We start from the raw sequence: 21,681 nt of genomic DNA on the forward strand, positions 1-21,681 counted from the left end.
ACGTACGCTGTCCCCATGAGTCAGATCGCTATCACCGATGCCCGTGCTCGCCTGGCCTCGATCATCGACGACGCGCGCCTCGAGCCCGTGTACCTGACTCGGCGGAACCGGCCCGTCGCGGCCGTGATCGACGCCGCCCAGTTGCAGCAGCTCCTCGAGGACGCAGAGGAACTCGCGGACATTCGAGCAGTGGACGCTGCGTGGGAAGAGACCGAGGCGCTGGGGGAGGAGCCGATTCCGTGGGATGCCGTCAAGCGTGACCTCGGCCTCGCTCTGTGAGCTACCAGATCCTGGTCCTCCCGGCGGCGGCCAGAGCCATCAAGAAGCTCCCGCCGGAAGCGAAGCGTCGCATCCAGGCCGCGGTCGAGCTGCTCGCGGAGGACCCACGACCACCTGCCGCGAAGAAGCTCACCGGACGCCCTGAGTGGCGCGTTCGGACCGGTGATTACCGCGTGCTGTATCGCATTCAGGACGACGTCTTGACCGTGGTGATCGTTCACGCTGGCCACCGGCGTGAGGTCTACGACAAGTAGGCGGGGCGAGTACTCGCTCCTGTGCGCACACTTGGGGCGGCCAGCGCTGCTTCCCGTGTGGTCCTGACCCCGTTTCTGCGCGATCACCTGTCCTCGGTTAGGCGCGACCTCCGGCCTCGAACGTCACCCGCCCGGCGACAACCGTCAGCACCGTCCGTGCCGTGAGCAGGCTCGCGGCGGGCTCGCTCAGCACGTCCGTGTCGACGACGAAGAAGTCGGCGGCGAGTCCCTCGCGGATCTCGCCACGCCAGTCCGCGTCGCCGACCGAGGCTGCCGCATCCCGCGTCGCGTGCACGATCGCGCGCTCGATCGGCACCGTGCGGCCAAGTGTCTGCCCGGCAGGGAAGGCCGGGTCGAGCGCCGACTCGCGGGTCGCCGCGACGTACAGGTTCGCGAGCGGACCGTAGGGGGCGGTGGGCGCATCCGTCGAGAACGCGAGCGTCGCCTGCGCGTCTTCGTACTCGTGCCACGCGAAGCCGCGCTCCACACGGTCGTCGTCGAGCTGCGCGATCCAGTTGCCGAGGATCGCCGGATCGGCGTGCACGGGCTGCATGGACGCGGTCACACCGAGCGCCGCCATCCGCTCCGCCGTGCCGGGCACGGCGTACTCGAGGTGCTCGATGCGGTGCCGACGCGGAATCTCGCCGTTCGCCTCGAACGCGTGCTCGAGCGCATCCAGTGCCATCGTGCTCGCGGCGTCGCCGATCGCGTGCATCGCGACTTGCAGGCCGGCCGCATCCGCGGCGGCGACCACGGGGAAGAGACGTTCCGCCGGCCAGATGGCGTCGGCGTTCGACCCGTCGGAGTACGGCTGGCTCATGGCCGCCGTGCAGGCGTCGATCGTGCCGTCGAGGATGAGCTTGATGCCGACGACGCGCAGCCACGGTGACGTAAAGCTGGCCGCCAGCGACGCAGCGCGCTCGACCTGCTCGAGGTTCGCCGCATCGTCGTCGGCATTGGACACGAGCCAGTGCGCGGCGACCCGCAGCGGAAGCTGGCCGTCACGGCGGTCGGCGGCGCGCTGCAGCGCATCGAGGGCGACCTCGTTGAGCGCCATGTCGACGACTCCCGTCACCCCGGCCTCGCTGTAGGCGGCGAGCACGCGTTCAACGGCGGCGTCGCGGTCGGCGTCGGTCATCGCGAGGTCGCGCTGCACCCACGCGTACTCGACCGCGGCGGTCTCGTAGAGCATGCCGTTCGGCTCCCCGTCGGCGTCGCGCTCGATGCGGCCGCCGCTCGGGTCCGGCGTCTCACGAGTGATGCCGAGCTCGCGCAGCGCCGCGCTGTTCACCCAGCACGAGTGGTAGTCGTTGGCGTCGAGATACACGGGCACATCCGCCACGACCTCGTCGATCATCGCCGCTGTCGGGGCGCCGCCGGGGATCGAGTCGAAGAGCCAGCCTCGACCCCGAAGGACCCTCGAATCCGGGTCAGCGGCCCGAGCCTCCGCGAGCAGGCGCTGGACCTCGGCGAGGTCGCGCGCGTCCGTGAGCCCGACCTGGCCAAGCGCCTCGCCCATCATGACGAGGTGCGTGTGCGCATCCGTGATGCCCGGGAGCACCAGCTGCCCGCCGAGGTCGACGGTCGAATCAGGGGCGGGCGCGAAGTCGCGCGCGTCCGCCTCGCCGCCGACGAACGCGAACACACCATCGCGCACGACGAACGCGCTCGCGTCCACGGCATCCACCGGTTCAGCGGATGCGGCGCCTTGGAAGACGCGGCCGTTCAGGTAGAGGGTTGTGGTCATGCGAGTGCCTCCGCGGTGTTCGGGATGGATCGTTCGGTGCGAGTGGAGATGGCGGCGATGATGCCGGTCGGCACGGCGAGGACGAAGCTCGTGATGCCGAGCGCCAGCGTGAAGCCCTGCGCGCCGAGGAGCTCGCTCAGGCTGGCGCCGATGAGGGGCGTGAGGGCTGAGCCGACGAGGTACACCGACAGCAGGGGTCCCGACCAGCGGCCGCGAGCATCCAGCGCCGCCGCCGTCGACAGGAAGTACATGAACGCGACGGCGTAGATCGAGTTCCAGGCGACGAACGCCACGATGAGCGCCGTCTCGTCGGTGAGCGTGCCCTGCACGATCTTCAGGATGCCGCCGAGCACCAGCAGGACGACAAGCGGCACCGCGCGGCCGAGGCGGTTGCCGATCGCCATGAGTGCGAGCGAACCGAGGAGCCCACCCGCCGTGGCGCCGGAGAGCGCGATGCCGAGCCCCTCCGGCGTCAGGCCGCTGGTCTCCGCGCCGATGATGCCGATCATGGCCCACAGCGAATCCTCGCTCGCGGCCCAGAGGGCGAAGACGATGAGCAGGACGAAGCCGCTGATCGTGAGGAGGCGCGAGGGCGCGGCGCTCTGGGTGCGGATCGCGCCGGTCGGCGGGATCTCGATGGGCATGGCCTCGCCCGTCGCGGCCCCTGCCGTTCCGAGGCTGGCGCCCTGGTCGAGGATGGGCGCGCGGGGGAGCCACGTCGTCACGACCAGGCCGATGGCTGAGAAGAGCGCGAGCGCGCCGAAGACGTTGAGGGGGCCGAGTCCGAGCATGGGGAGGACTGCGAGGACGATCGTGATGACGCCTCGGTTCGCGAAGCCGTTCCATCCCGCGACACGATCCGGGTTCCGGAACGACGCCATGGCGGCTCCGGCGGAGGCGACTGCACCGCCCGCGCCGACGCCGCCGATCAGCAGGCCGGGAATGGTGAGCGCCGGGATGAGGGCGGCCGCGAGGAAGCCGAGGGTCGCGACGCCGAGCCCGATGCGGGCGACCAGGTGCCGATGCCTCCCGGCGCAGAGGCCCGCGGCGGCAAGGCCGGCGACGGCGGTCAGGAGGAGCGTGCCGGTGACGAGCCAGCTCGCGGCGAGCACATCGAGGTCGATGGCCTCCTGTGCCGCGCTGATCATGTAGGGCGACAGGTTCACGGCGAGGTACCCCGCGATCGCGATGGCGAACGTCGCGGAGGCCGGCGCGAGACGCAGGGGCACTCTCGTGCTGAGTTCGGCTGCAGTGGTCATGTGGCTCCAGGAGGGGGTCCGGGCTCGGCCGGGGCCGGGTCGCTGTGGTGAGTCTTGGGGCGCCGCGGAGGCGGGGAACAGATTTGGCGAACACCATTCGCCAGTGAATGGTGTTCGCTAGTATGCACGGAGATGACGCGAAGTGGAAGACATCCCGAACATTTTCGTCGAGTGCCCGAATCGGGATGCAGAATGTCGCAGCGCGCGAAGGAGCGAGTGGATGGACGGACGCAGGATCGTGGGCCTCACGCCGGCCCTCATCGCGGACGCCGGGCTCGAGCTGGTCGAGGGAGGCGAGCCGTTCGGTGTCAACGCCATCGCCCGCAAGCTGGGCGTCCGGCCGTCGTCGCTGTACAAGCACGTCTCCGGGCTCGACGACATCGTCGAGCTCATGCGTGGTCACCTCGTCGAGCGGTATCGCACGGCGCCCGGGGAGCGCCCCTGGGATGCATTCGTGGAAGAGGCCGTGCGTCGACAGCGGCGAATGTACGCCGACCATCCGGCGCTGCTGCCCTTCCTCATCGGGAAGACCATCACGAGCCCAACGGTGATCGACGCGTATGACGACCTCGCTCTCGCCCTGCAGTCCGGAGGCTTCCCGGACGACGAGATCCTCACGCTCATCGGCATGATCGACGCGTTCGCCCTCGGTTTCGGGCTGGAGCTGGCCTCGCCGGAACAGGTCTGGCGGCCGGACTCGCCCACTCAGCTCTTCGGAACGCTCCTCGCTGCCTCCCGATCGGGTTCTGAACGCGTCGAGCGCTCGTTCGAACTGGCCCTCGAAGTCCTGCTGGCGGCACTGCGCGATCGCCTCGCCGCGAGCAACCGCAGCTAAGAGCCCAGGGTCGAGTTGTGGTCGTTCTGACGCTCGAATGGCGACCACAACTCAGCCCTGGGCGGGGAGGGGGCCAGAGATTGGAGTGGGTGAGGAGGCCTCGAGCGCGGTCTCATCCCTCCGACTGATTTCACCACTGCCGGCGCGAAGTGCCACGTCACAGCGGGGCGGAGGGGCAACCGATTCAGTAGCCTGGGTGCACCCGCCCGAGCCCCCGACCGCCGGAGCCCCCATGACGTATTCGCACGGTGCAGCGCCCGAGCGCACCAGCAGCAGCCCGTGGCTGTCCGTCGCGCTCGGTGTCGTGCTGGTGGCCGCGCTCGCCGTGCTTGGGTTCTTCTTCGGCGGCTCGCTGCTCACGCAGATGACGAGTCGGGCCGCGGAGGTCGATGAGACCGTGGCCGTCGGTGGCGAGGAGGCCGGAGTCTCGGTCGTCGCGCCAGCCGGGTGGGTCATCGTGCCCCACTACTTCGGGACAGACACCGTCACGCTTCGCAGCCCGGATGCGCGCCTCGAGATCACCCTGCGGGTGCCGGCGCAGCCGCTGTCCATGGTGGATGCCTCCGACGTCGCAGGCGTGGAGGCCGCCGAGTCGCTCGTGCGCGATGGCGAGGTGCCAGAGGGGGCGCTGACCTCCGGGCTCGGCAGCCTGTTCTGGATCGACGAATCGCCGAAGGACGGACTCTCGGTTCGCCACGGCAGCTACGAGTACGGGCAGCCCGCCGCTGAAGGGCAGGGCGCACCCGGCGTGATGGTCGGGGCCGCGGCAGTGTCGAGCCCGGGCGCCGTCTCGCCGAACGCATCGGTGCTGTTCAGCGTCAGCGCCGACGACCTCGACCGGTACCGTCCGGCGATCGCGCAGATCCTCGAGAGCATCGGCGGGCCGGTCGCATGACGGATGCATCCCGACAGCGCTCCAAGCGCCGCCCTGTCCGGCGCCTGCTCGGCGTCGCGATGCTCGGCGTGGCCACCTTCGCGCTCGCGGCGTGCACGCCCGCGCCCGATCTCGCCTGGCAGCCGCCCGTGCGCGCCGCCGTCACGAGCTTCGACGAGGCCGTCGGCGACGTCGCCGGTGCAGAACCAGGCTCCACCCCGCTCGACCACCACCGCATCCGCGATTCAGCGCCCGCCGTCGACGCGAGATGGACGGAGGTGCCGGGTCAGACCGACCTGAACGCGCGCGTCCGCTCACTCGTGGTCGACGCCGTCGGCGCGTTCGCCTCCCGCCTCGGCACCACCTACGAGCCTGAAGCCGCTGCTGCCGGCGCCGGCCTCGGCAGTCGCGGCTGCGAGGGGGGCTCGAGCAGCACGCTCGCCGCGGAGGTGCTCGCGCAGGGCGGCGCCACCGAGGGGGAGGCGCTCGTCATCACGTGCGAGATCGTGGTGGCGAGCGGCAGCGAGTTCGGCGAGCGCGTGCGGGTCGTGGAAGGCACCGTCGGCGCGACGCCGGCCGTGACCCGCGACGAGAGCTTCGTGTTCTTCGCCGACACGGCCACCGCGCAGCAGGCGGGCGGGGCCGACGTCATCACCGCGGACGCGGCGCTCTCGATCTGGAACGAGCTCGTGCTCGCCGCGCGCCGCGAGCTCGGAGCGCTCTGGGACACGCAGGTCGCGCCGCCGAGCGAAGCCAACGCAGCCGTGCTCGCGAAGGGCTTCGCCGACGTCACGCCGACGCCGGACGGCGGGCTGCGCATCGGCATCCCCGCAGGGCTGCTCACCCCCGAGATGGATGTGTCCGGCGGCGCGGACGCGGCCCCGCCGATCTCGCCGGACGGCGAGACGACGCTCGTGGTCGGCGAGCCGATCTCGCACCGCTTCCCGAGCATCCACATCGCAGCCGACGCGGCGGCCCCGATGCTCACCGACCTCGGCCGCGAGCTCGTCGCGGCCTCCGCGACGCCGCAGCCGCTGCTCGCTGGCGAACGGCCGCTGGCGGGCGAGCGCGACGTGAACTGCGAGCTGTTCGCGTGCGTCGCCCTCACCTTCGACGACGGCCCAGCCCCGATCACGGAGACCCTGCTCGGGCAGCTCCGGGACCACGACGCGACGGCCACGTTCTTCCTCGTCGGCCCGAACGTGCAGCGCTACCCGGAGATCGCGCGGCAGATCGACGACGACGGGCACCAGCTCGGCAACCACTCCTGGTCGCATCCGCAGTTCACGACCCTCGACGACAAGAAGATCGAGGAGGAGGTCAAGAAGACGAACGACGCCATCCTCGCCGCGACCGGCGAACGGCCGAGCGTCTTCCGGCCCCCGTACGGCGACGTCGACGCGCGTGTGCTCACGAAGGTCGGCATGCCCTCGATCCTCTGGGACATCGACACCCTCGACTGGGAGGGGCCGCCCCACGAGACGATCGTCGACCGCGGAGCGAACGAGGCCGAGGCCGGCTCCATCATCCTCATGCACGACATCCACGACTCGACCGTGGACGCCGTGCCCGAGATCCTCACGGGCCTGCACGATCGGGGGTTCGTGCTCGTCACCATCGACCAGATCTTCGGCGGCGCCCCGGCCGCGGGGAACAGCTACACCTCGGCGCGCTGAGCGGCGGCGTGCTGCGAGGCGCCGATCAGGGGTCGGACGTTGCAGGGCCCGCGGCCGGTCAGGCCACGACCTGCCCCGCCCAGGACCGCACGACGCCCGCCAGCGCCTCGCGCGCATCCTCGAACTCGGCGACGCTCGAGAACGACGCGATGGCCCGGTTCCGGCCGGGCCACGTGAGCAGCTTCGGGGGAGCGGAGACCACGATCTCCGGATGCTCGGGCTTCACCTTCGCGCCGGTGTGGAGCACGAGCTGCACGGCGCTCGGGCGCCGCAGGTTGAGGGTGGCGAAGTCATCGGCGGCCTCGTAGTTCGGCGCCTTCCACTTGATGCTCTCGACGACGGCGGGGTGCGCGTCGAGCAAGAGCGCCCGCAGCCCCACCGCCACGTCCTTCAGCGGATGCTCGAGCTCGGTGAAGTAGGCGTCGACATCCGGGGACGGGGCAGCGGTCATGCCGTCAGCGTAGACCCGTGGCCTGATGACCGTCGGGCTCGCCGCCCCGTTCCGAGATCGGCGCCCGGCTAGTACTTCGCGGACTGCCCGCCGTCGATCGGCACAACCGCGGCGTTGATGTAGCTCGCGTCGTCCGAGAGGAGGAACGCGACGACGGCCGCGATCTCCTCCGGCTGCCCGTAGCGCTTGGTCGGGTTGATCTGGATGAACTGCTCTGCGGCCTTCTTGGGGTTCTCCGCGTCGAGCTGGCGCATGGAGTTCTCGACCATCGGGGTCCAGATCGCGCCGGGCGCGATGGCGTTGATGCGCACGCCGAACTGCCCGTACTCGACGGCCGAGTTACGGGTGAGGCCGACGACTCCGTGCTTCGCGGCCGCGTAGCCGGACTGGTTGCCGACGCCACGGATGCCGCCGACGGAGGCCGTGTTCACGACGTAGCCGGAGCCCTGCTCGCGCATGACCTTGAGCACCTTCTCGAGGCCGAGGAACACCCCGCGGAGGTTGATGGAGACGACGCGCTCGAACTCCTCGGCGCCGAAGTCCTCGGTGAGGTTCTGGCGGCCCTCGATGCCGGCGTTGTTGAAGAAGCCGTCGATACGGCCGAAGCGCTCCACGGTGGCCGCGACGTACGCCTCGGTCTCGGCTTCGCTCGAGACGTCCGCGGTCGTCGTGAAGACCTCGGCGTCTGGCGCGGCCTCGAGGATGGCGGCCCTGCTCGCCTCCAGCCCCTGCTCGGAGATGTCGACGAGCGCGAGCTTCCCACCCTCGCTCGCGACGCGGACGGCGGTCGCGCGGCCGAGACCGGACCCTCCGCCAGTGATCAGAACGACCTTGTTGGTGAACCGGGACATGCTGCTCCTTCGTTGAATCGCATCGCCCGGCAGGCGCAGGACGACACTTTAGTTATGTCGTGGGCCAGTGAATTTATTCCCACACCCTGACGCCCTGCCACCCCGCACCTCCGCCCCCAGGGAGCATCCACATCCGCTTCCTAGGATTGCGACATGACTCAGGCGACGCAGGATGCACGGCCAGACGGCGAAGAAGCGGCACGCGACGAAGCGGATGAGCAGGGCGTGTACTCGAAAGCGGGTCAGCCCTTCGACCGCGACACGAACTACATCGGCGACCGCATCACGAAGGACGCGCGCCCGGTGGGCGACGGCATCCAGACCTGGCCCGTCGAAGCCGGCCGCTACCGACTCGTCGTCGCCCGCGCCTGCCCCTGGGCGAACCGCGCCATCATCGTGCGCCGCCTCCTCGGCCTCGAGGACGCGATCTCGATGGGCGTCTGCGGACCCGTCCACGACAAGCGCTCGTGGACGTTCGACAAGGACCCGGACGGACTCGACCCCGTGCTCCGCATCCCGCGCATCCAGGACGCCTACCTCACTCGCTTCCCCGACTACCCGCGCGGCATCACGGTGCCCGCGATCGTGGATGTGCCGAGCGGCGGAGTCGTCACCAACGACTACCCGTGGATCACGCTCGACTTCTCGACCGAGTGGACCGAGTTCCACCGCGACGGGGCGCCCGACCTCTACCCGGAGCCGCTGCGCGACGAGATGGACGCCGTCATGAAGCACATCTACACGGAGATCAACAACGGCGTCTACCGGTGCGGCTTCGCGGGCTCGCAGGAAGCCTACGACGAGGCCTACGACCGGCTCTTCTCGGCGCTCGACATCGTCTCCGAGCGGCTCGAGACCCGCCGCTACCTCATGGGCGACACCATCACCGAAGCCGACGTGCGGCTCTTCACGACGCTCGCCCGCTTCGACGCCGTCTACCACGGCCACTTCAAGTGCAACCGGCAGAAGCTCAGCGAGATGCCGGTGCTGTGGGCCTACGCGCGCGACCTGTTCCAGACTCCAGGCTTCGGCGACACCACCGACTTCGTCGACATCAAGCGCCACTACTACGAGGTGCACCGCGACATCAACCCGAGCGGCATCGTGCCAGCTGGCCCCGAGCTGCACAACTGGAACCTGCCGCATTTCCGCGAGCAGCTCGGCGGCTCCCCGTTCGGCGACGGCACCCCTCCGGGGCCGAACCTCGAACCCATCGAAGCTGGCCACGACCTCGTGCACCTCGGGCGGTCGCACGCATGAGCGCCTCCGTGGTCGACGTGCTCGACGACTTCGCCGGGCGGCCCCTCGAGGCCGCCGAGCGCCTCGCGCGCGACCTGACCGGGGCAACCCTCAACGCGCATCCCGGCGGCCACGACAACTCGATCGCCTGGCTGCTCTGGCACACGGGACGCGAGATCGACGTCCAGGTCGCCGGGCTCACCGAGGGCCAGGAAGTCTGGTCCTCTCAAGGATTCGACAGCCGCTTCGGGCTCGGCGAGCTGGGCGATTCAGTCGGATACGGGCACACGCCCTCCGAGGCGCGGGCCGTGGTCGTCGACGACGCGGCGCTGCTGCTCGACTACCTGCGTGCTGCGACGGATGCGCTGCGCGCGCACATCCGCTCGCTCAGCGCAGACGCCCTCGGCGAGGTCATCGACGAGGACTGGGACCCGCCCGTCACGCGAGCCGCCCGCCTCGTCAGCATCATCGATGACGCGGCGCAGCACATCGGGCAGGCCGCCTACGCGGCCGGGATCCTGCGCGGCTGAGGACGCGCCGGGAGCATCCACGCCCGACAGGTCATCTTCACCCCATTTCGACGCACGAAACGGGGTGAAGACGACCCATCGGCGGGCAACGTGCCTAGAACGTGTTCACGGCCTCATTCGCCTCAGACCCAGCGCTGCGACTGCCCTTGCGACCCGTGAAGATCACGATCGCGCCCCCGATCGCCGCGACGAGCGCGATCGCACCCCAGATGCCGACCGCAGCCCACGCGGCGCCGCCGATGACGAGCAGTGGGACGAACGTGATGGCGGCAACCTCGACGGGGACCACGGGCAGGTAGGCGATCGAGAAGTCCTCGAGCGTGCGCGACTTCATGCGCGGGTCCACGATGCGCAGCAGCGCGATGCCCGTCGCGACGGCCCCGGTTGCCCAACCCCACGTGAAGAGCTGACGCTCGAACCAGCCGTCCTGCATGAGACGCGGCGCCGCGACGAAGCCCAGAAGCAGGCAGAAGACGAGCCCGACGAGGAACAGGATGAGCAGCGCCAGCCAGTTGTCGGCGACGATGCTCGGCACGATCGACACCATGCCGCACACGACGAGGACGTCGGTCGCAGCGCCCGAGACCGAACGGAGCGAGTCGGGGTCGATGTACTTGCGGGTCCTGGTGACCGCCATGAGGCCCCGGAGGGCGAGGCCGACGATGAAGGCGATCGAGAAGAGCGGGAACGCAACCGCAGGGATGAGCTCGCCGAGCACCAGGTTGATGCCGTAGGCGCCCGCGGCGACGGCCGCGACGATCGCCGCCTGGAACGCGAGCGACTCGATCGTGCCACCCGAGAAGGTGTGCGTGCCGATCACGGGGCGAGCCTTGACCTGGTCGAGCACGCCCGTGCGCAGATCGTCCGGCATTCCCTTCATGCCCGCGAATTCCTTCGCGTGGCCGCGCATCGCGCCGATCTTCGCCTGGATGATGCCGCCGACCACGCCGACGAGCATGCCGACGGTCGCCGCTGTGAACGCGATCGACTGCACCTCGGGCTGCCCCGCATCCGCGAACACCGCCCCGATCGCAGCCGCGGAGCCGAAGCCGCCAGCCCAGCCGGCGAAGAGCATCAGGCCGATGCTGTCGGGCGCCCCGAGCAGCGGGCCGAGCAGGAGCAGCACCAGCACGAGGCCGATGACGACCTGCAGCGAGTACATGAGCACGCCGTACGCGGCGAAGCCGGCAACGTTGCGGCCGATCTTGAAGATGTTGAAGTCATCGGTGAGCGCGAGGCACGCGAACACGATGACGATGAGCAGCGAGCCGTACGTGCCGAGCTGATCGGAGAAGGGAAGCAGGCCGAACCCGTTCGGTCCGAGCAGCAGGCCAAGCGCTCCCGCGATGACGGAAGCCGGGATCATCATGGTCTGCAGGGGCTTGATCGTGGCTCTCGCGAGCGTGCCGACGATGAGCAGCATGCCGATGAGGCCGGCATCGACGAGGAGAGCTTGAGGCGTGTACTCCACGGGGACTCTTTTCTGTGGTGAGGGATCTTCGGCCCGGTCGACGGTGACCGGCTGGGTCGTGCGGTCAGCTGATGAGGGCGTGCGCGGACGCCCAGGAGCGGAGGGATGCGGTCAGCGGTTCGAGAAGCCCGAGCGGATCCCCTGCGGTGACCCGAACGGCCAGGGGGTAGCTGTGCTCCGCATCCTGCAGCTCGCGGAAGGCCACCCCGGGCCACGGATGCACCGCGAGGGACTGCGGGACGAGGGCGACCCCGAGCCCACAGCTCACGAGCCCGAGCATCGCCTGTTCGCTGGTCACCCGGGAGGCGATGCGCAGCGGGTTGCCCGAGCGGAGGAACGCACCGACCGTCAGATCGAACGCGAGCGGAGCGCGGCCGCGGTCGAAGAGCACCAGGGGATGGTCGCGCAGCTCGTCGGTGGAGATCGCCTCTCGGCCTGCGAGCTCGTGCCCCTCGGCGACCGCGACGCAGAGGCGCTCGCGGAAGGCGACCACGTGCCGGTCGCTGTCTGGGGACAGGTCGCGGAGCAAGGCGACATCGAGGTCGCCATCGTCGACGGACGTCGTCAGGTCGGCGTTGCTGCCGTCTGAGACGTCGACGGCGAAGGGTGCAAGCGCGTCAGAGCGGATGAGCGCGGGCAGCGCGCTGGAGAAGAGGGAGCTGACCGAGCCGATGCGCAGCACCCGCGTCGCGGGCTGCTCGCTGGCCGCCGACGCGAGTCGCTGGAGTCCTTCGGCGCGGCGGCGAATCTCGACGGCTTCCGGGTACAGGGCCTCGGCGGCGGCCGTCGGGGTGACGTCGCGGCCGCCGCGTTGGAAGAGCGTCACGCCGAGCTGGGTCTCGAGGGCGGCCACGGCCTGGCTCACGGGCGACTGGGCCAGGCCGAGCCGTTTTGCTGCGCGCGTGAAGCTGCGCTCCGTGTAGACGGCGACGAAGCAGCGGAGCTGCTTGAGGCTGATCTCGCTCATACGGCGAACCGGTGCGGGGACAGGCGGGAGATCTCGAACTCGGGCGTGCGGCCCAGCGCGATATCCGCGAGGAGGTCGCCGAAGGCGGGGGTGAACTTGAACCCGTGCCCCGAGTATCCGGTGCCGACCGTGACCCGGTCGCTGATCCTCCCGATGACCGGGGTCTTGTCGGCGGTGAAGATGTCGGCGTGCACGGAGTGCTTCGCGATCCCGTCCGGAAGCCCGGGGATGAGGGTGTGGATGTCTCGCGAGATCTTCGCGCGTTCCGCGGCGCTCAACCGTCGTTCGAGGTGCTCTGGGGCATCGATGTCTCCCCACTTCGCGTCGTAGCCGGCTTTCACGAGCGAACCGTCGAGCGTGGGGACGCCGAAGATGTGCACCGCGCCGTGGTCGCGGATGAACGCTGGGAAGACGGCGGGGTCGAAGTCGCTGGGGTTCTGCGGGGCGAACCAGGTGAGGGCGATGGGCTTGATCGTGAGGTGCCGGTCGAGGGTTGGCAGGAGCATCGGGGTCCAGATGCCCGCCGAGACGATGGCCTGCCTGGCCGTGAGCGTACCCTCGGGGGTCACGACGCGGACTGCGTCCCCGGTCTCCTCGATCGAGAGCACCGGCGAGTTGCCGCGGAGCTCGGCGCCGGCCGCGGTCGCGCGCCGCTGGATCTCGGTGACCGCCGATTCCGGTCGAAGCGCACCACCCAGCTCGTCGAGCACAGCGATCTCGTCGCTCAGCTCCTGGTGCTGCGGGTAGCGTGCCGCGAGCTCTGCCGTCGTGAACGTGGTGTGCGGGATGTCGGCCGCGGCGAGCGAACGACGGACCTGCTCCATGCGGGGATCTGCCGGTGACCCGATCGAGAGCACCCCGGTCGGATGGAAGATCGGCGCGAGGCTCTCGTCTGCGAGCTCAAGCCATGCCCGACGGGATGCGAGGAGCAGCGGCACGTAGTGGGCGCCCTCGTGGTACGCCGCGCGGAACAGACGGCTCTCGCCCGCGTAGGCCCCGTCGTCGTGGATGAGCGATTGAGCCTCGAGGCCGAGCACGCTCGCGCCGTTGCAGGCGAGGTTCCAGGACGCGTACGAACCGGCGGCCCCGAGGCCGATGACAATGACGTCTGCATCCATGCTGACGATCCTGCGACGATCACGGCTGTGAAGCAAGACGTAAAACAGATGGGCGAGAAGAGTTTACAAATGAGAAACAGCTGACAGCCTGCCGCACACCCGTACCACGCGCACCGTCAGATGTCCGACAGCGCCTTCGCGATGGCAAGGTGCAGCGTCACCAGCGTCGGCCATCCCTCCTCGGCAACCTGATGCGCGTTCAGCACGGCGTGCGCGATGCACCACTCCCTCGCGTCGTCGAGGTCGATGCCCGCCTCGCCGCAGATGAGCTCGACTCGGCTCCGCACCTCGGCATGCATGAGCGACCCGCCACGGTAGTCCTCGACGCGGGTGCGCAGCGCCGGGTACACCTCGAAGCCGGCCGGACCCGCCACGGGCTTCGGGTCGATCGCCAGCCACGGCTCCCGCTCGGCAGCGAGGACGTTGCCATAGTGCAGGTCCAGATGCAGCAGCTTCTGCTCGTAGGGCCGGGAGTCGAACGTGTCGAGCGCCCTGTCCACCCAGCGGCGAGGCACCGACGGCGGATGCGCGCGCAACGGCTCGATCCACCCGCGCGCCTCTGCGCGGAAGTCAGGAACCGAGTGCGGGGGAGCGACGTTCAGCCAACGCAACAGGCCGCCGATCACGAGGCAGGCGTCATCGGTCTCGATCGCGTGCAGGTCCCGATCGGAGTCGAGCGGCTCGAGAAGCAGCGCGAAGTCCGCCGGGTGGGCGGCAGTCAGCCGCACGACGCCCTCACCGTTCCAGTGCCGTAAGCCGAGGTGCTCTGACGCTGCCTCCCGGTGGGGCCAGCTGAGCTTCAGCATGTGCGGCTCGCCGCGCCGCGTGACCGGGATGACGATCGCGTTGTGCCCGTTGCGGGCCTCGCCGGCGACGGTGAGATCCCACGCGCCGAGCCGCTCGTCGATGAGTGAGGGCAGTCGGCGCAGCCAGGCGTCGCCGTCATCCGCGATGTCCGCGGGCCGCCCCGAGAGGCGCCGCACGAGGTCGTCCGGAATCAGCACTTCGCCCACGCGTTCGACATGCGCCGAAAGTACACCATGCTGATCGCGCAAAAGGCCCGAGTTCGCAATGCGAACTCGGGCCTGTCTGTCGGGGTAGCGGGATTTGAACCCACGACCTCTTCGTCCCGAACGAAGCGCGCTACCAAACTGCGCCACACCCCGATCGCTCACCGCTGAGCGGCGAACTCCCCAAGAGTACCCGAAGCTGGCTCGCGCCGCCAACCGAGGGCGCGAGCCACGGAAACTCCTAGGGGCCGGACGAGACGAACAGGCGAAGCTGCCCGGTCGGCTCGATCGGCGTGCCCGTTGCAGGGTCGGTGCGAATCACCTGGCCGCTCGGAACGGTGGCGCTCGCCTCGGAGATGACGGTCACTGTTCCGGTGAACCCTGCACCCGCCAGAAGCGAGGTCGCCTCGTCCTGCGTCTTCCCGGTCACGTCAGGAGCAAGCAGGCCGGTCGTCGAATCGTCGGGGAGCGCGGAGGGGTGGATGGTGACGGTCGTCCCCTTGTCGACACGCGTGTTCGCGGTCGGCAGGGTGTTCGCGACGCTGCCAGGCGACTGGTCCGAGTCGACCGAGGGGCCGATCGAGACGCCGAAGCCGAGGCTCTCGAGCACCTGGCGCGCCTCTTCCGTGGAGCGTCCCGTCAGGTCTGGGATCGTCGCGAGAACCAGGGCGTCCTCATCCTCGACGTACTCGGGGAAGTCCGCACCCCCGTAGGTGCTCATCGCGTGCCCGATGATGTCGTTGAAGAGCACGTGACGCGTCTGGCTTCCCGCGGCGAGCGGCAGGTCGACGTCGTACATGGGCACGAGGCCGTTGGCGTTGCCGACCCAGACGGCGAGGCCGACCTTCGTCGTCGCCCCGACCATCCACGTCTGCAGGCCGTTGTCGGTGGTGCCCGTCTTGCCGATGAGCGGCACGATGCCCGGGTTCGACCGGGAACCGGTGCCCCCGTTGACGACTCCGGCGAGTGCCTCGTCGACGCCGGCCGCGACCTGCGGCGAGACGGCCTGGATGCAGCGCGACTTGGGTCCGGTGACCTCCGTGCCGTCTGGCAGCGTCACACGGTCGATGCCCGTGGGGGAGCAAGAGACGCCGTTGTTCGCGAGGCCGGACATGACGGTCGCCATGGACAGCGGAGCCATCTCGTTGGCGGCGCCCAGGATGGCGGCGGGAACGGACTGGTTGATGGCTCCGTCGGCGCGGTGACCGCCGAGTGCCATCGCAGTGTCGCGGATGCGGCACTGGTCGAGGCGCTCCGCCATCGTCACGTAGGCGGTGTTGATCGACGACGCCGTCGCCGACTTCACGGAGACGGTGCCGACCCGCTGGCCGCTGTCGTTGGTCGGTGCCCAGGGGCCGTCGGATTCGGCGTCGCAGGTGTTGGAGAAGTTCTCCAGGTAGAACGTGCGGTTCTGGCCTGGCACCGAGGAGTAGAGCGACTTGCCAGACGCGATCCACTCGGCGAGCGTGAAGATCTTGTAGGTCGATCCGGTCTGGAAGCCCGTCGAGCCGCCGTACTCGTAGTCGGTGTTGTAGTTCACCGAGGTGACGCCGGGCTGCTCCTGGTTCTCGGCGACCTCGCTGAACTGGGTGTTCTGCACCATCGCGAGGATGCGTCCCGTGCCGTTCTCGACCATGGAGGCGGCGGCGCCCAGGTCGGTTCCAGGGTAGGTCGACGGCACCGCGTTCTGCATGGACTGCGTCGCGACGCTCTGCATGTCGAGGTCGAGGGACGTGTAGATCTTGTAGCCCTTGCCGGCGAGGTTGAAGTTGCGCTCCGCTTCGGTGGCGCCGAACGCCTCGTCCTGGAGCACGGAGAGCTGCACGAACTTGCAGAAGTACTTCGCGTTGCCCTCGGCGAACTCGCAGCCGTGGTTGGGGTCCTTGACGTTCGGCTCGACCGGCAGCGCGATGGTGGACTCGTAGGTCGCCTGGTCGATGGCGCCCTCTTCCATCATCCGCATGAGGATGTAGTCGCGGCGCTCCTTGTTGCCCGCGATGTTCTCTTCGCGGTCGAGGCGGTAGGCGTTGGGCTCCTGCACGATGGCGATGAGGCTTGCGGCCTCCTGCAGGTTCAGGTCGATCGCCGGCTTGCCGAAGTAGCGCTGCGCGGCCGACTCGATGCCGTACGTGGTGCCGCCGAAGAGGGCGATGTTGAGGTAGCCCTGGAGGATCTCGTCCTTCGAGTACTGCTGCTCGACGCCGATGGCGAGGCGCATCTCCTGCAGCTTGCGCCCCGTGTTCGGGTCGGTCGCCTCGATGTAGGCCTTCTCGCTCTCGGCCGGGTCGAGGATCGCCTCGGCCTCCTGCACGCGCACGTTGCGGACCCACTGCATGGTGATCGTGGAGGCACCGGCGGAGGCGTCGCCGATGACGGACGTGACGAGCGCTCGGGCCGCGGAGATGACGTCGACGCCGTCGTGCTCGCGGAAGCGCGGGTCCTCGACCGAGATCGCCGCGAGCGGCACCCACGGTGAGATCTTGTCGAGCGGGACCTCGACGCGGTTCTGGTTGTAGAACTGGGCGAACTTGACGTCCTGCCCGCCCTGCTTCGCGTAGAGCTCGGTGACCTGCTGGAGCTCGTTGATCTCCAGGTAGTCGGGGAGGCTCTCGAAGAGGTTGATCGAGCTGTTCTCCGCGATGTTGGCGACGGAGACGAGCGGAGTCACGAGCGCGGTGATCAGGACGGCGGCGAGGCCGCTCACCCCGACCAGGCCGAGGACGCGCGTCAACGGACCGCGCTTCCAGCTTCCACGTTTCTTTGTTGCCATGGCGTCACGATACCCGGGGTAGGAAGGTCAGAAGCGTCGCCTCCGGCGGGCACGCGAAACGCACGGGGGCGTAGATCGACGTGCCGAGGCCGGCGGAGACGTGGAGTGCGGCCGTGCGGCCGCGCGAGGTCCACGTGCTCAGGCCCTTGACCTGCTCGCGTGGGATGTCGCAGTTGGTGACGAGTGCGCCGTAGCCGGGCACGCAGACCTGCCCGCCGTGCGTGTGCCCGGCGAAGATCGCGTCTGCACCGAGGTCGACGAGACCGCTCAGCACCCGCTGGTAGGGGGCGTGCGCGAGCCCGATCGTGAGGTCCCAGTCCTGGCCCTCCGATGCCTCCCGCAGCGCCTTGCCTGCGGCAGCGAAGTCGTCGGCCTCGATGTGCGGATCGTTGACACCGAAGAAGCGGATGCGCCTGCCGGCGACCTCGAGGACGGCCGCCATGTTGTTGAGTGGCGTCCAGCCGAGGCGGTTGAAGTGCCCGGTGAGGGTCTTCGTGTCGAGGCGCGGGGCCTTCTTCGCCACGTGCGCGGAGCGGCCGAAGTAGGTGAAGGGGTTCTTGAGCACGGGCCCCAGGTAGTCGTTCGAGCCGTAGACGTGCACCGAGGGGATGCCCTCGAACGGCTCCAGCATGTGCGCGACCGTGGGGATGGCGTCGACGTGACCCAGGTTGTCGCCGGTGCCGACGACGAGGTCCGGCTTCAGTGCGGCGAGGCCCCTCACGAAGTCCTGCTTCTTTCGCTGCCACGGCGCGACATGGAAGTCGCTGAGGTGCAGCACGCGCAGCGGGGTCGAGCCGGGCGGCAGGATGCGCGACTCGACGCGGCGCAGACGGAAGGCCCGGCGCTCGATCATCGTGCCGTAGACGGCGGTCGCCGCCCCCACCCCGAGGAGGGTGAGGGCGACGGCGCTGGCTGCTCCGAGAGGGGATGAGCCAGGTTTGAGTCCGGAAGGTCTCCCGGAGCTCGAGGTGGCGACGGAATTCGCCATGGTGGAACTCGTTTCAGTCAGTGCGATGACCCGCTAGGGGCCGGAAGAGACGTAGACCTGGATGGACCCGGTGCGCTCGAGCTCCGCGCCGGGGGCCGGGTCGGTGCGGATGACCTGCCCGCTCGGCACGGTCTCGCTCTTCTCGGTCAGGATCGCCATCGTGCCGTTGAACCCCAGCTGGGACAGGGTCGACTGCGCCTGTTCCTGGGTCTGACCGGCGAGGTCAGGGGCGGCGAGGGCGTCTGACGTCGGCGCGGTGTCCGGTCCGCGCGACGGGTTGATCGTGATCGTCGTGCCCTGCGTGACGCGCGTGTTGGCGCTCGGCAGTGTGCTCGCGACGGTTCCCTCCGGCTGGTCGGATTCGACGGGGTTGCCGACCGAGACGGTGAAGCCGAGGCCCTCGAGGGACGTCTTCGCCTCAGCCGTTGACTTGCCGGCGAGGTCTGGGACCGTCACCTGCTCGTTCTGGACGGCGCTGCCGGTGGGCTCGGGGAACGAGTCGCCGCCGTAGACGCGCATCGCCTGCGCGATGACGTCGTTGAAGATGACGTGACGGGTCTGGCTGCCGACGGCGCGGGGCAGGTCCACGCCGTACATGGGCACCTGTCCGCTCGCGTTGCCGACCCAGACGGCGAGGCCGACCTTCGAGGTCGCGCCGACCATCCACGTCTGCAGGCCGCTGTCCGTCGTGCCGGTCTTGCCCATCAGCGGTGCGATGCCGGGGTTGGATGCGCTACCGGTGCCGCCGTTCGCAACGCCCTGGAGCGCCGAGGTGACTCCGGCGGCGACCTCTGGGGTGACCGCCTGGTTGCATGTCGACTTCGGTGCCTCGAGGGCGGAGCCGTCACGCAGCGTGATGCTGTCGATGGCGATGGGCGAGCAGGTGACGCCGCCGTTCGCGAAGCCGGCTACCGCGGTCGCCATGGAGAGCGGCGCGATGGTGTTCGTGCCGAGCACGGCTGCCGGGTTCGACTCGTTGACCGCGCCGTCGGCACGGTGCGCGCCCATGGCCATGGCCGTGTCGCGGATGCGGCACTGGTCGAGCTGCTCAGCCATCGCCACGTAGGCCGTGTTGATGGACTGCGAGGTGGCCTGGCGGACGGAGACGTTGCCGACCTTCGCGCCACCGTCGTTCGTCGGCGACCAGGAGCCGCCGTCGGCGCCGAGGCAGGAGTTCTGGAAGTTGATGAGGTTGAAGGCGCGGTCCTTGCCGTTGACCGACGCGTTGAGCGACTTGCCCGATGCGAGCCATTCGGCGAGCGTGAACATCTTGTACGTCGACCCGACCTGGAAGCCGGTGGAGCCGCCGTACTCGTAGTCGGTGTTGTAGTTCACCGAGGTGTAGCCGGGTTGGCCCGCGAGCTCCTCGGTGTCACCGAAGGCGGTGTTCTGGACCATCATGAGCACGCGCCCCGTGCCCTCCTCGACCATCGAGGCAGCTGATCCCATGTCCATGCCCTCGACGTACGAGGGAACCGCGGAGGCCATGGAAGCCTGGCCCTGCGCCTGCATGTCGAGGTCCAGGGTGGTCTTGATCTGGTAGCCCTTGGTCTGGAAGTTGAACTGCCGTTCCTCGTAGGTCTCGCCGAAGGCCGGGTCCTGCACCATGATGAGCCGGACGTAGTCGCAGAAGTACTGCGCGTTGCCCTCGGCAGCGCCGCAGCCGTGCCTCGGCTCGGTCGGGCGGGGCTCGACGGGCGTCGCGATGGTCGCCTCGTAGGTCGCCTGGTCGATCGCGCCTTCCTCCATCATGCGCATGAGGATGTAGTCGCGGCGGATCTTGTTCGCCTCGATGTTCTCTGGCACGTCGAGGCGGTAGGCGTTGGGCTCCTGCACGATGGCGATGAGGCTGGCCGACTCCTGCAGGTTCAGGTCGAGGGCCGACTTCCCGAAGTAGCGCTGTGCCGCCGACTCGATGCCGTACGTCGTTCCGCCGAAGAGGGCGATGTTGAGGTAGCCCTGCAGGATCTCGTCCTTCGAGAACTGCTTCTCGACGCCGATCGCGAGGCGCATCTCCTGGAGCTTGCGGCCCGTGGTGGTCTCGGTCGCCTCGAGGTAGGCCTTGTCGCGCTCCTCCTGGTTGGGGATCGCCTCGGCCGTCTGCACGCGCACGTTGCGCACGTACTGCATGGTGATCGTGGATGCACCTGCCGCTCCGTCGCCGATGACGGACTGCGCGAGTGCTCGTGCCGCGGAGATGACGTCGACGCCGCCGTGCTCACGGAAGCGCGGGTCTTCCACCGAGATGGCAGCTGCTGCGACGTACGGGGAGATCTGGTCGAGCGAGACCTCCTCGCGGTTCTGGTTGTAGAACTCGGCGAACTTCTGTCCGTTGGAGGCATACAGCTCGGTCTTCTGCTGCAGCGAGCCGATCTCGAGGTACGTCGGGAGGTTCTCGAACAGCGAGATGGTGCTGTTCGCGGCCACACCGGTGACGGCGATGAGCGGCGTGATCATGGCCGTGACGAGCACGCCCGCGACTCCGCTCATACCGAGCAGCCCTAGGAGGCCGCCCAGAATGTTGCGTTTGGGCGCCCCTGGATTCGTGACAGACATAGGATCAAGGGTAAGTCACACCCGCTCTCGACGTCTTCAGGAGTGTTCAATGAGAACCCCATGAAGCGCCTGAGCGCTCACGCACAGGAGGACGTCCATGCAGAAGTGGGAATATTTCATCACCCCGCTCCCGTTGCACACCCCCACTGTCATCCTCAACAACTGGGGTGCTCAGGGCTGGGAACTGGTCCAGGTTTCCACCAACGCTGAGGGCGGCTCCGTCGCCTACATGAAGCGTCCGATCGCGGGGGAGCAGTCATGAGCCAGGTCGAAGAGCGTCTCGGCGCCATGGGAATGGCGGTGCCGCCCGTCGCCGCTCCGGTCGCCGACTACGTCCCGGCTGTCGAGCACGGCGGTCTCGTCTACACGTCCGGCCAGCTGCCGTTCATCGAGGGTGCCATCCCCGAGAAGGGCAAGGTCGGCGCCGAGGTCCCGCGTGATGATGCGATCGAGTTCGCCGCCTTCGCCGGCCTCAACGCGCTCGCCTCCATCAAGTCCGTCATCGGCGACCTCGACCGCGTCACGCGCGTGGTGAAGGTCACGGTCTACGTCGCCTCCGCTCCGGACTTCACGGAGCAGCCCCTGGTCGCCAACGGCGTCTCCGAGATGCTCGGCCTCGCGTTCGGCGATGCGGGCAAGCATGTCCGCGCCGCGGTCGGCGTCGCCGTGCTGCCGCTCGACTCGCCCGTCGAGGTCGACCTCATCGTCGCCTACGAGTAGCGAGCCCGCCCGCGAGCATCCGCACACCACGAAGCCCTGCACCTCTCTTCCGGGAGGTGCAGGGCTTCGTTCGTCTCGCCGTACGG

Annotated in this window: 20 protein-coding genes and 1 tRNA gene; 9 read left to right on the plus strand and 12 right to left on the minus strand. The window is 69.1% G+C overall.

Annotation, left to right across the window (positions count from 1 at the left end):
• Positions 1-15: 15 nt before the first annotated feature.
• Positions 16-279: a type II toxin-antitoxin system Phd/YefM family antitoxin gene (locus tag C5C17_RS04480; RefSeq protein ID WP_104252159.1), complete on the plus strand. Its 264-nt coding sequence runs from the start codon at positions 16-18 to the stop codon at positions 277-279.
• Positions 276-533 (plus strand): type II toxin-antitoxin system RelE/ParE family toxin, encoded by a 258-nt coding sequence (locus tag C5C17_RS04485; RefSeq protein ID WP_104252160.1) that lies wholly within the window; start codon positions 276-278, stop codon positions 531-533. The genes C5C17_RS04480 and C5C17_RS04485 overlap by 4 nt, the downstream gene beginning before the upstream one ends.
• Before the next feature lie 97 nt (positions 534-630).
• Here the strand turns inward: C5C17_RS04485 and C5C17_RS04490 are convergent, their stop codons facing one another.
• Both C5C17_RS04490 and C5C17_RS04495 read right to left on the minus strand, forming a co-directional pair.
• A complete protein-coding gene (locus C5C17_RS04490) occupies positions 631-2,280 on the minus strand; it encodes an amidohydrolase (RefSeq protein WP_104252161.1) in 1,650 nt (549 codons plus the stop codon).
• Positions 2,277-3,539 carry an MFS transporter gene (locus C5C17_RS04495; RefSeq protein WP_104252162.1) on the minus strand — a complete coding sequence of 421 codons (1,263 nt, stop codon included), beginning with the start codon at positions 3,537-3,539 and terminating at the stop codon, positions 2,277-2,279. The genes C5C17_RS04490 and C5C17_RS04495 overlap by 4 nt, the downstream gene beginning before the upstream one ends.
• Positions 3,540-3,759: 220 nt before the next feature.
• On the opposite strand from C5C17_RS04495, the gene C5C17_RS04500 reads away from it, so the two are divergent.
• The 3 genes from C5C17_RS04500 (at position 3,760) to C5C17_RS04510 (ending at position 6,924) form a co-directional block, all read left to right on the plus strand.
• Positions 3,760-4,374: a TetR/AcrR family transcriptional regulator gene (locus tag C5C17_RS04500; RefSeq protein ID WP_104252163.1), complete on the plus strand. Its 615-nt coding sequence runs from the start codon at positions 3,760-3,762 to the stop codon at positions 4,372-4,374.
• A gap of 232 nt (positions 4,375-4,606) precedes the next feature.
• Positions 4,607-5,269 carry a hypothetical protein gene (locus tag C5C17_RS04505; protein ID WP_104252164.1) on the plus strand — a complete coding sequence of 221 codons (663 nt, stop codon included), beginning with the start codon at positions 4,607-4,609 and terminating at the stop codon, positions 5,267-5,269.
• Complete coding sequence (locus tag C5C17_RS04510; RefSeq protein WP_104252165.1) at positions 5,266-6,924, plus strand: polysaccharide deacetylase family protein; 1,659 nt, start codon at positions 5,266-5,268, stop codon at positions 6,922-6,924. The genes C5C17_RS04505 and C5C17_RS04510 overlap by 4 nt, the downstream gene beginning before the upstream one ends.
• 58 nt (positions 6,925-6,982) lie before the next feature.
• Here the strand turns inward: C5C17_RS04510 and C5C17_RS04515 are convergent, their stop codons facing one another.
• Both C5C17_RS04515 and C5C17_RS04520 read right to left on the minus strand, forming a co-directional pair.
• Positions 6,983-7,375, minus strand: coding sequence for a DUF1801 domain-containing protein (locus tag C5C17_RS04515; RefSeq protein ID WP_104252166.1), 393 nt, complete (start codon positions 7,373-7,375; stop codon positions 6,983-6,985).
• A gap of 68 nt (positions 7,376-7,443) precedes the next feature.
• Positions 7,444-8,226 carry a glucose 1-dehydrogenase gene (locus C5C17_RS04520; RefSeq protein ID WP_104252167.1) on the minus strand — a complete coding sequence of 261 codons (783 nt, stop codon included), beginning with the start codon at positions 8,224-8,226 and terminating at the stop codon, positions 7,444-7,446.
• Positions 8,227-8,379: 153 nt separating this feature from the next.
• Here C5C17_RS04520 and C5C17_RS04525 point away from each other — a divergent pair, with 153 nt between their 5' ends.
• Together C5C17_RS04525 and C5C17_RS04530 are read left to right on the plus strand one after the other, a co-directional pair.
• Entirely contained in the window at positions 8,380-9,486 is a 1,107-nt protein-coding gene (locus C5C17_RS04525) for a glutathione S-transferase family protein (RefSeq protein ID WP_104252168.1), read from the plus strand.
• Positions 9,483-9,995 (plus strand): DinB family protein, encoded by a 513-nt coding sequence (locus C5C17_RS04530; protein WP_104252169.1) that lies wholly within the window; start codon positions 9,483-9,485, stop codon positions 9,993-9,995. Before C5C17_RS04525 ends, C5C17_RS04530 begins: the two co-directional genes overlap by 4 nt.
• A 94-nt stretch (positions 9,996-10,089) precedes the next feature.
• On the opposite strand, the gene C5C17_RS04535 is transcribed toward C5C17_RS04530, so the two are convergent.
• The 8 genes from C5C17_RS04535 to C5C17_RS04570 all read right to left on the minus strand — a co-directional run bounded on the left by C5C17_RS04535 (position 10,090) and on the right by C5C17_RS04570 (position 20,875).
• The gene (locus C5C17_RS04535; RefSeq protein ID WP_258065921.1) at positions 10,090-11,466 is read right to left on the minus strand and encodes a sodium/glutamate symporter; all 1,377 of its coding nucleotides are present in this window, start codon (positions 11,464-11,466) and stop codon (positions 10,090-10,092) included.
• Positions 11,467-11,530: 64 nt separating this feature from the next.
• Positions 11,531-12,433 carry a LysR family transcriptional regulator gene (locus tag C5C17_RS04540; protein WP_104252170.1) on the minus strand — a complete coding sequence of 301 codons (903 nt, stop codon included), beginning with the start codon at positions 12,431-12,433 and terminating at the stop codon, positions 11,531-11,533.
• On the minus strand, positions 12,430-13,551 hold the full coding sequence (gene solA / locus C5C17_RS04545; RefSeq protein WP_104252171.1) for an N-methyl-L-tryptophan oxidase: 1,122 nt from the start codon (positions 13,549-13,551) through the stop codon (positions 12,430-12,432). The genes C5C17_RS04540 and solA overlap by 4 nt, the downstream gene beginning before the upstream one ends.
• A 116-nt stretch (positions 13,552-13,667) precedes the next feature.
• Positions 13,668-14,564, minus strand: a complete 897-nt coding sequence (locus C5C17_RS04550) for an aminoglycoside phosphotransferase family protein (RefSeq protein ID WP_181028485.1) — start codon at positions 14,562-14,564, stop codon at positions 13,668-13,670.
• 79 nt (positions 14,565-14,643) lie between these two features.
• Positions 14,644-14,717, minus strand: a tRNA-Pro gene (locus C5C17_RS04555).
• An 85-nt stretch (positions 14,718-14,802) separates the two neighbouring features.
• Entirely contained in the window at positions 14,803-17,331 is a 2,529-nt protein-coding gene (locus C5C17_RS04560) for a transglycosylase domain-containing protein (RefSeq protein ID WP_104252173.1), read from the minus strand.
• A 4-nt stretch (positions 17,332-17,335) separates the two neighbouring features.
• A complete protein-coding gene (locus C5C17_RS04565) occupies positions 17,336-18,319 on the minus strand; it encodes a metallophosphoesterase (protein WP_146079077.1) in 984 nt (327 codons plus the stop codon).
• Between the two features lie 33 nt (positions 18,320-18,352).
• Positions 18,353-20,875: a transglycosylase domain-containing protein gene (locus tag C5C17_RS04570; RefSeq protein ID WP_104252174.1), complete on the minus strand. Its 2,523-nt coding sequence runs from the start codon at positions 20,873-20,875 to the stop codon at positions 18,353-18,355.
• Positions 20,876-20,972: 97 nt separating this feature from the next.
• Here C5C17_RS04570 and C5C17_RS18525 point away from each other — a divergent pair, with 97 nt between their 5' ends.
• Positions 20,973-21,137 carry a hypothetical protein gene (locus C5C17_RS18525; RefSeq protein WP_167516566.1) on the plus strand — a complete coding sequence of 55 codons (165 nt, stop codon included), beginning with the start codon at positions 20,973-20,975 and terminating at the stop codon, positions 21,135-21,137.
• Positions 21,134-21,595 carry a RidA family protein gene (locus C5C17_RS04575; RefSeq protein ID WP_104252175.1) on the plus strand — a complete coding sequence of 154 codons (462 nt, stop codon included), beginning with the start codon at positions 21,134-21,136 and terminating at the stop codon, positions 21,593-21,595. The genes C5C17_RS18525 and C5C17_RS04575 overlap by 4 nt, the downstream gene beginning before the upstream one ends.
• Positions 21,596-21,681 lie beyond the last annotated feature (86 nt).

This window comes from Pseudoclavibacter sp. RFBA6 (assembly GCF_002931575.1).
Taxonomy (GTDB): domain Bacteria; phylum Actinomycetota; class Actinomycetes; order Actinomycetales; family Microbacteriaceae; genus Pseudoclavibacter; species Pseudoclavibacter terrae.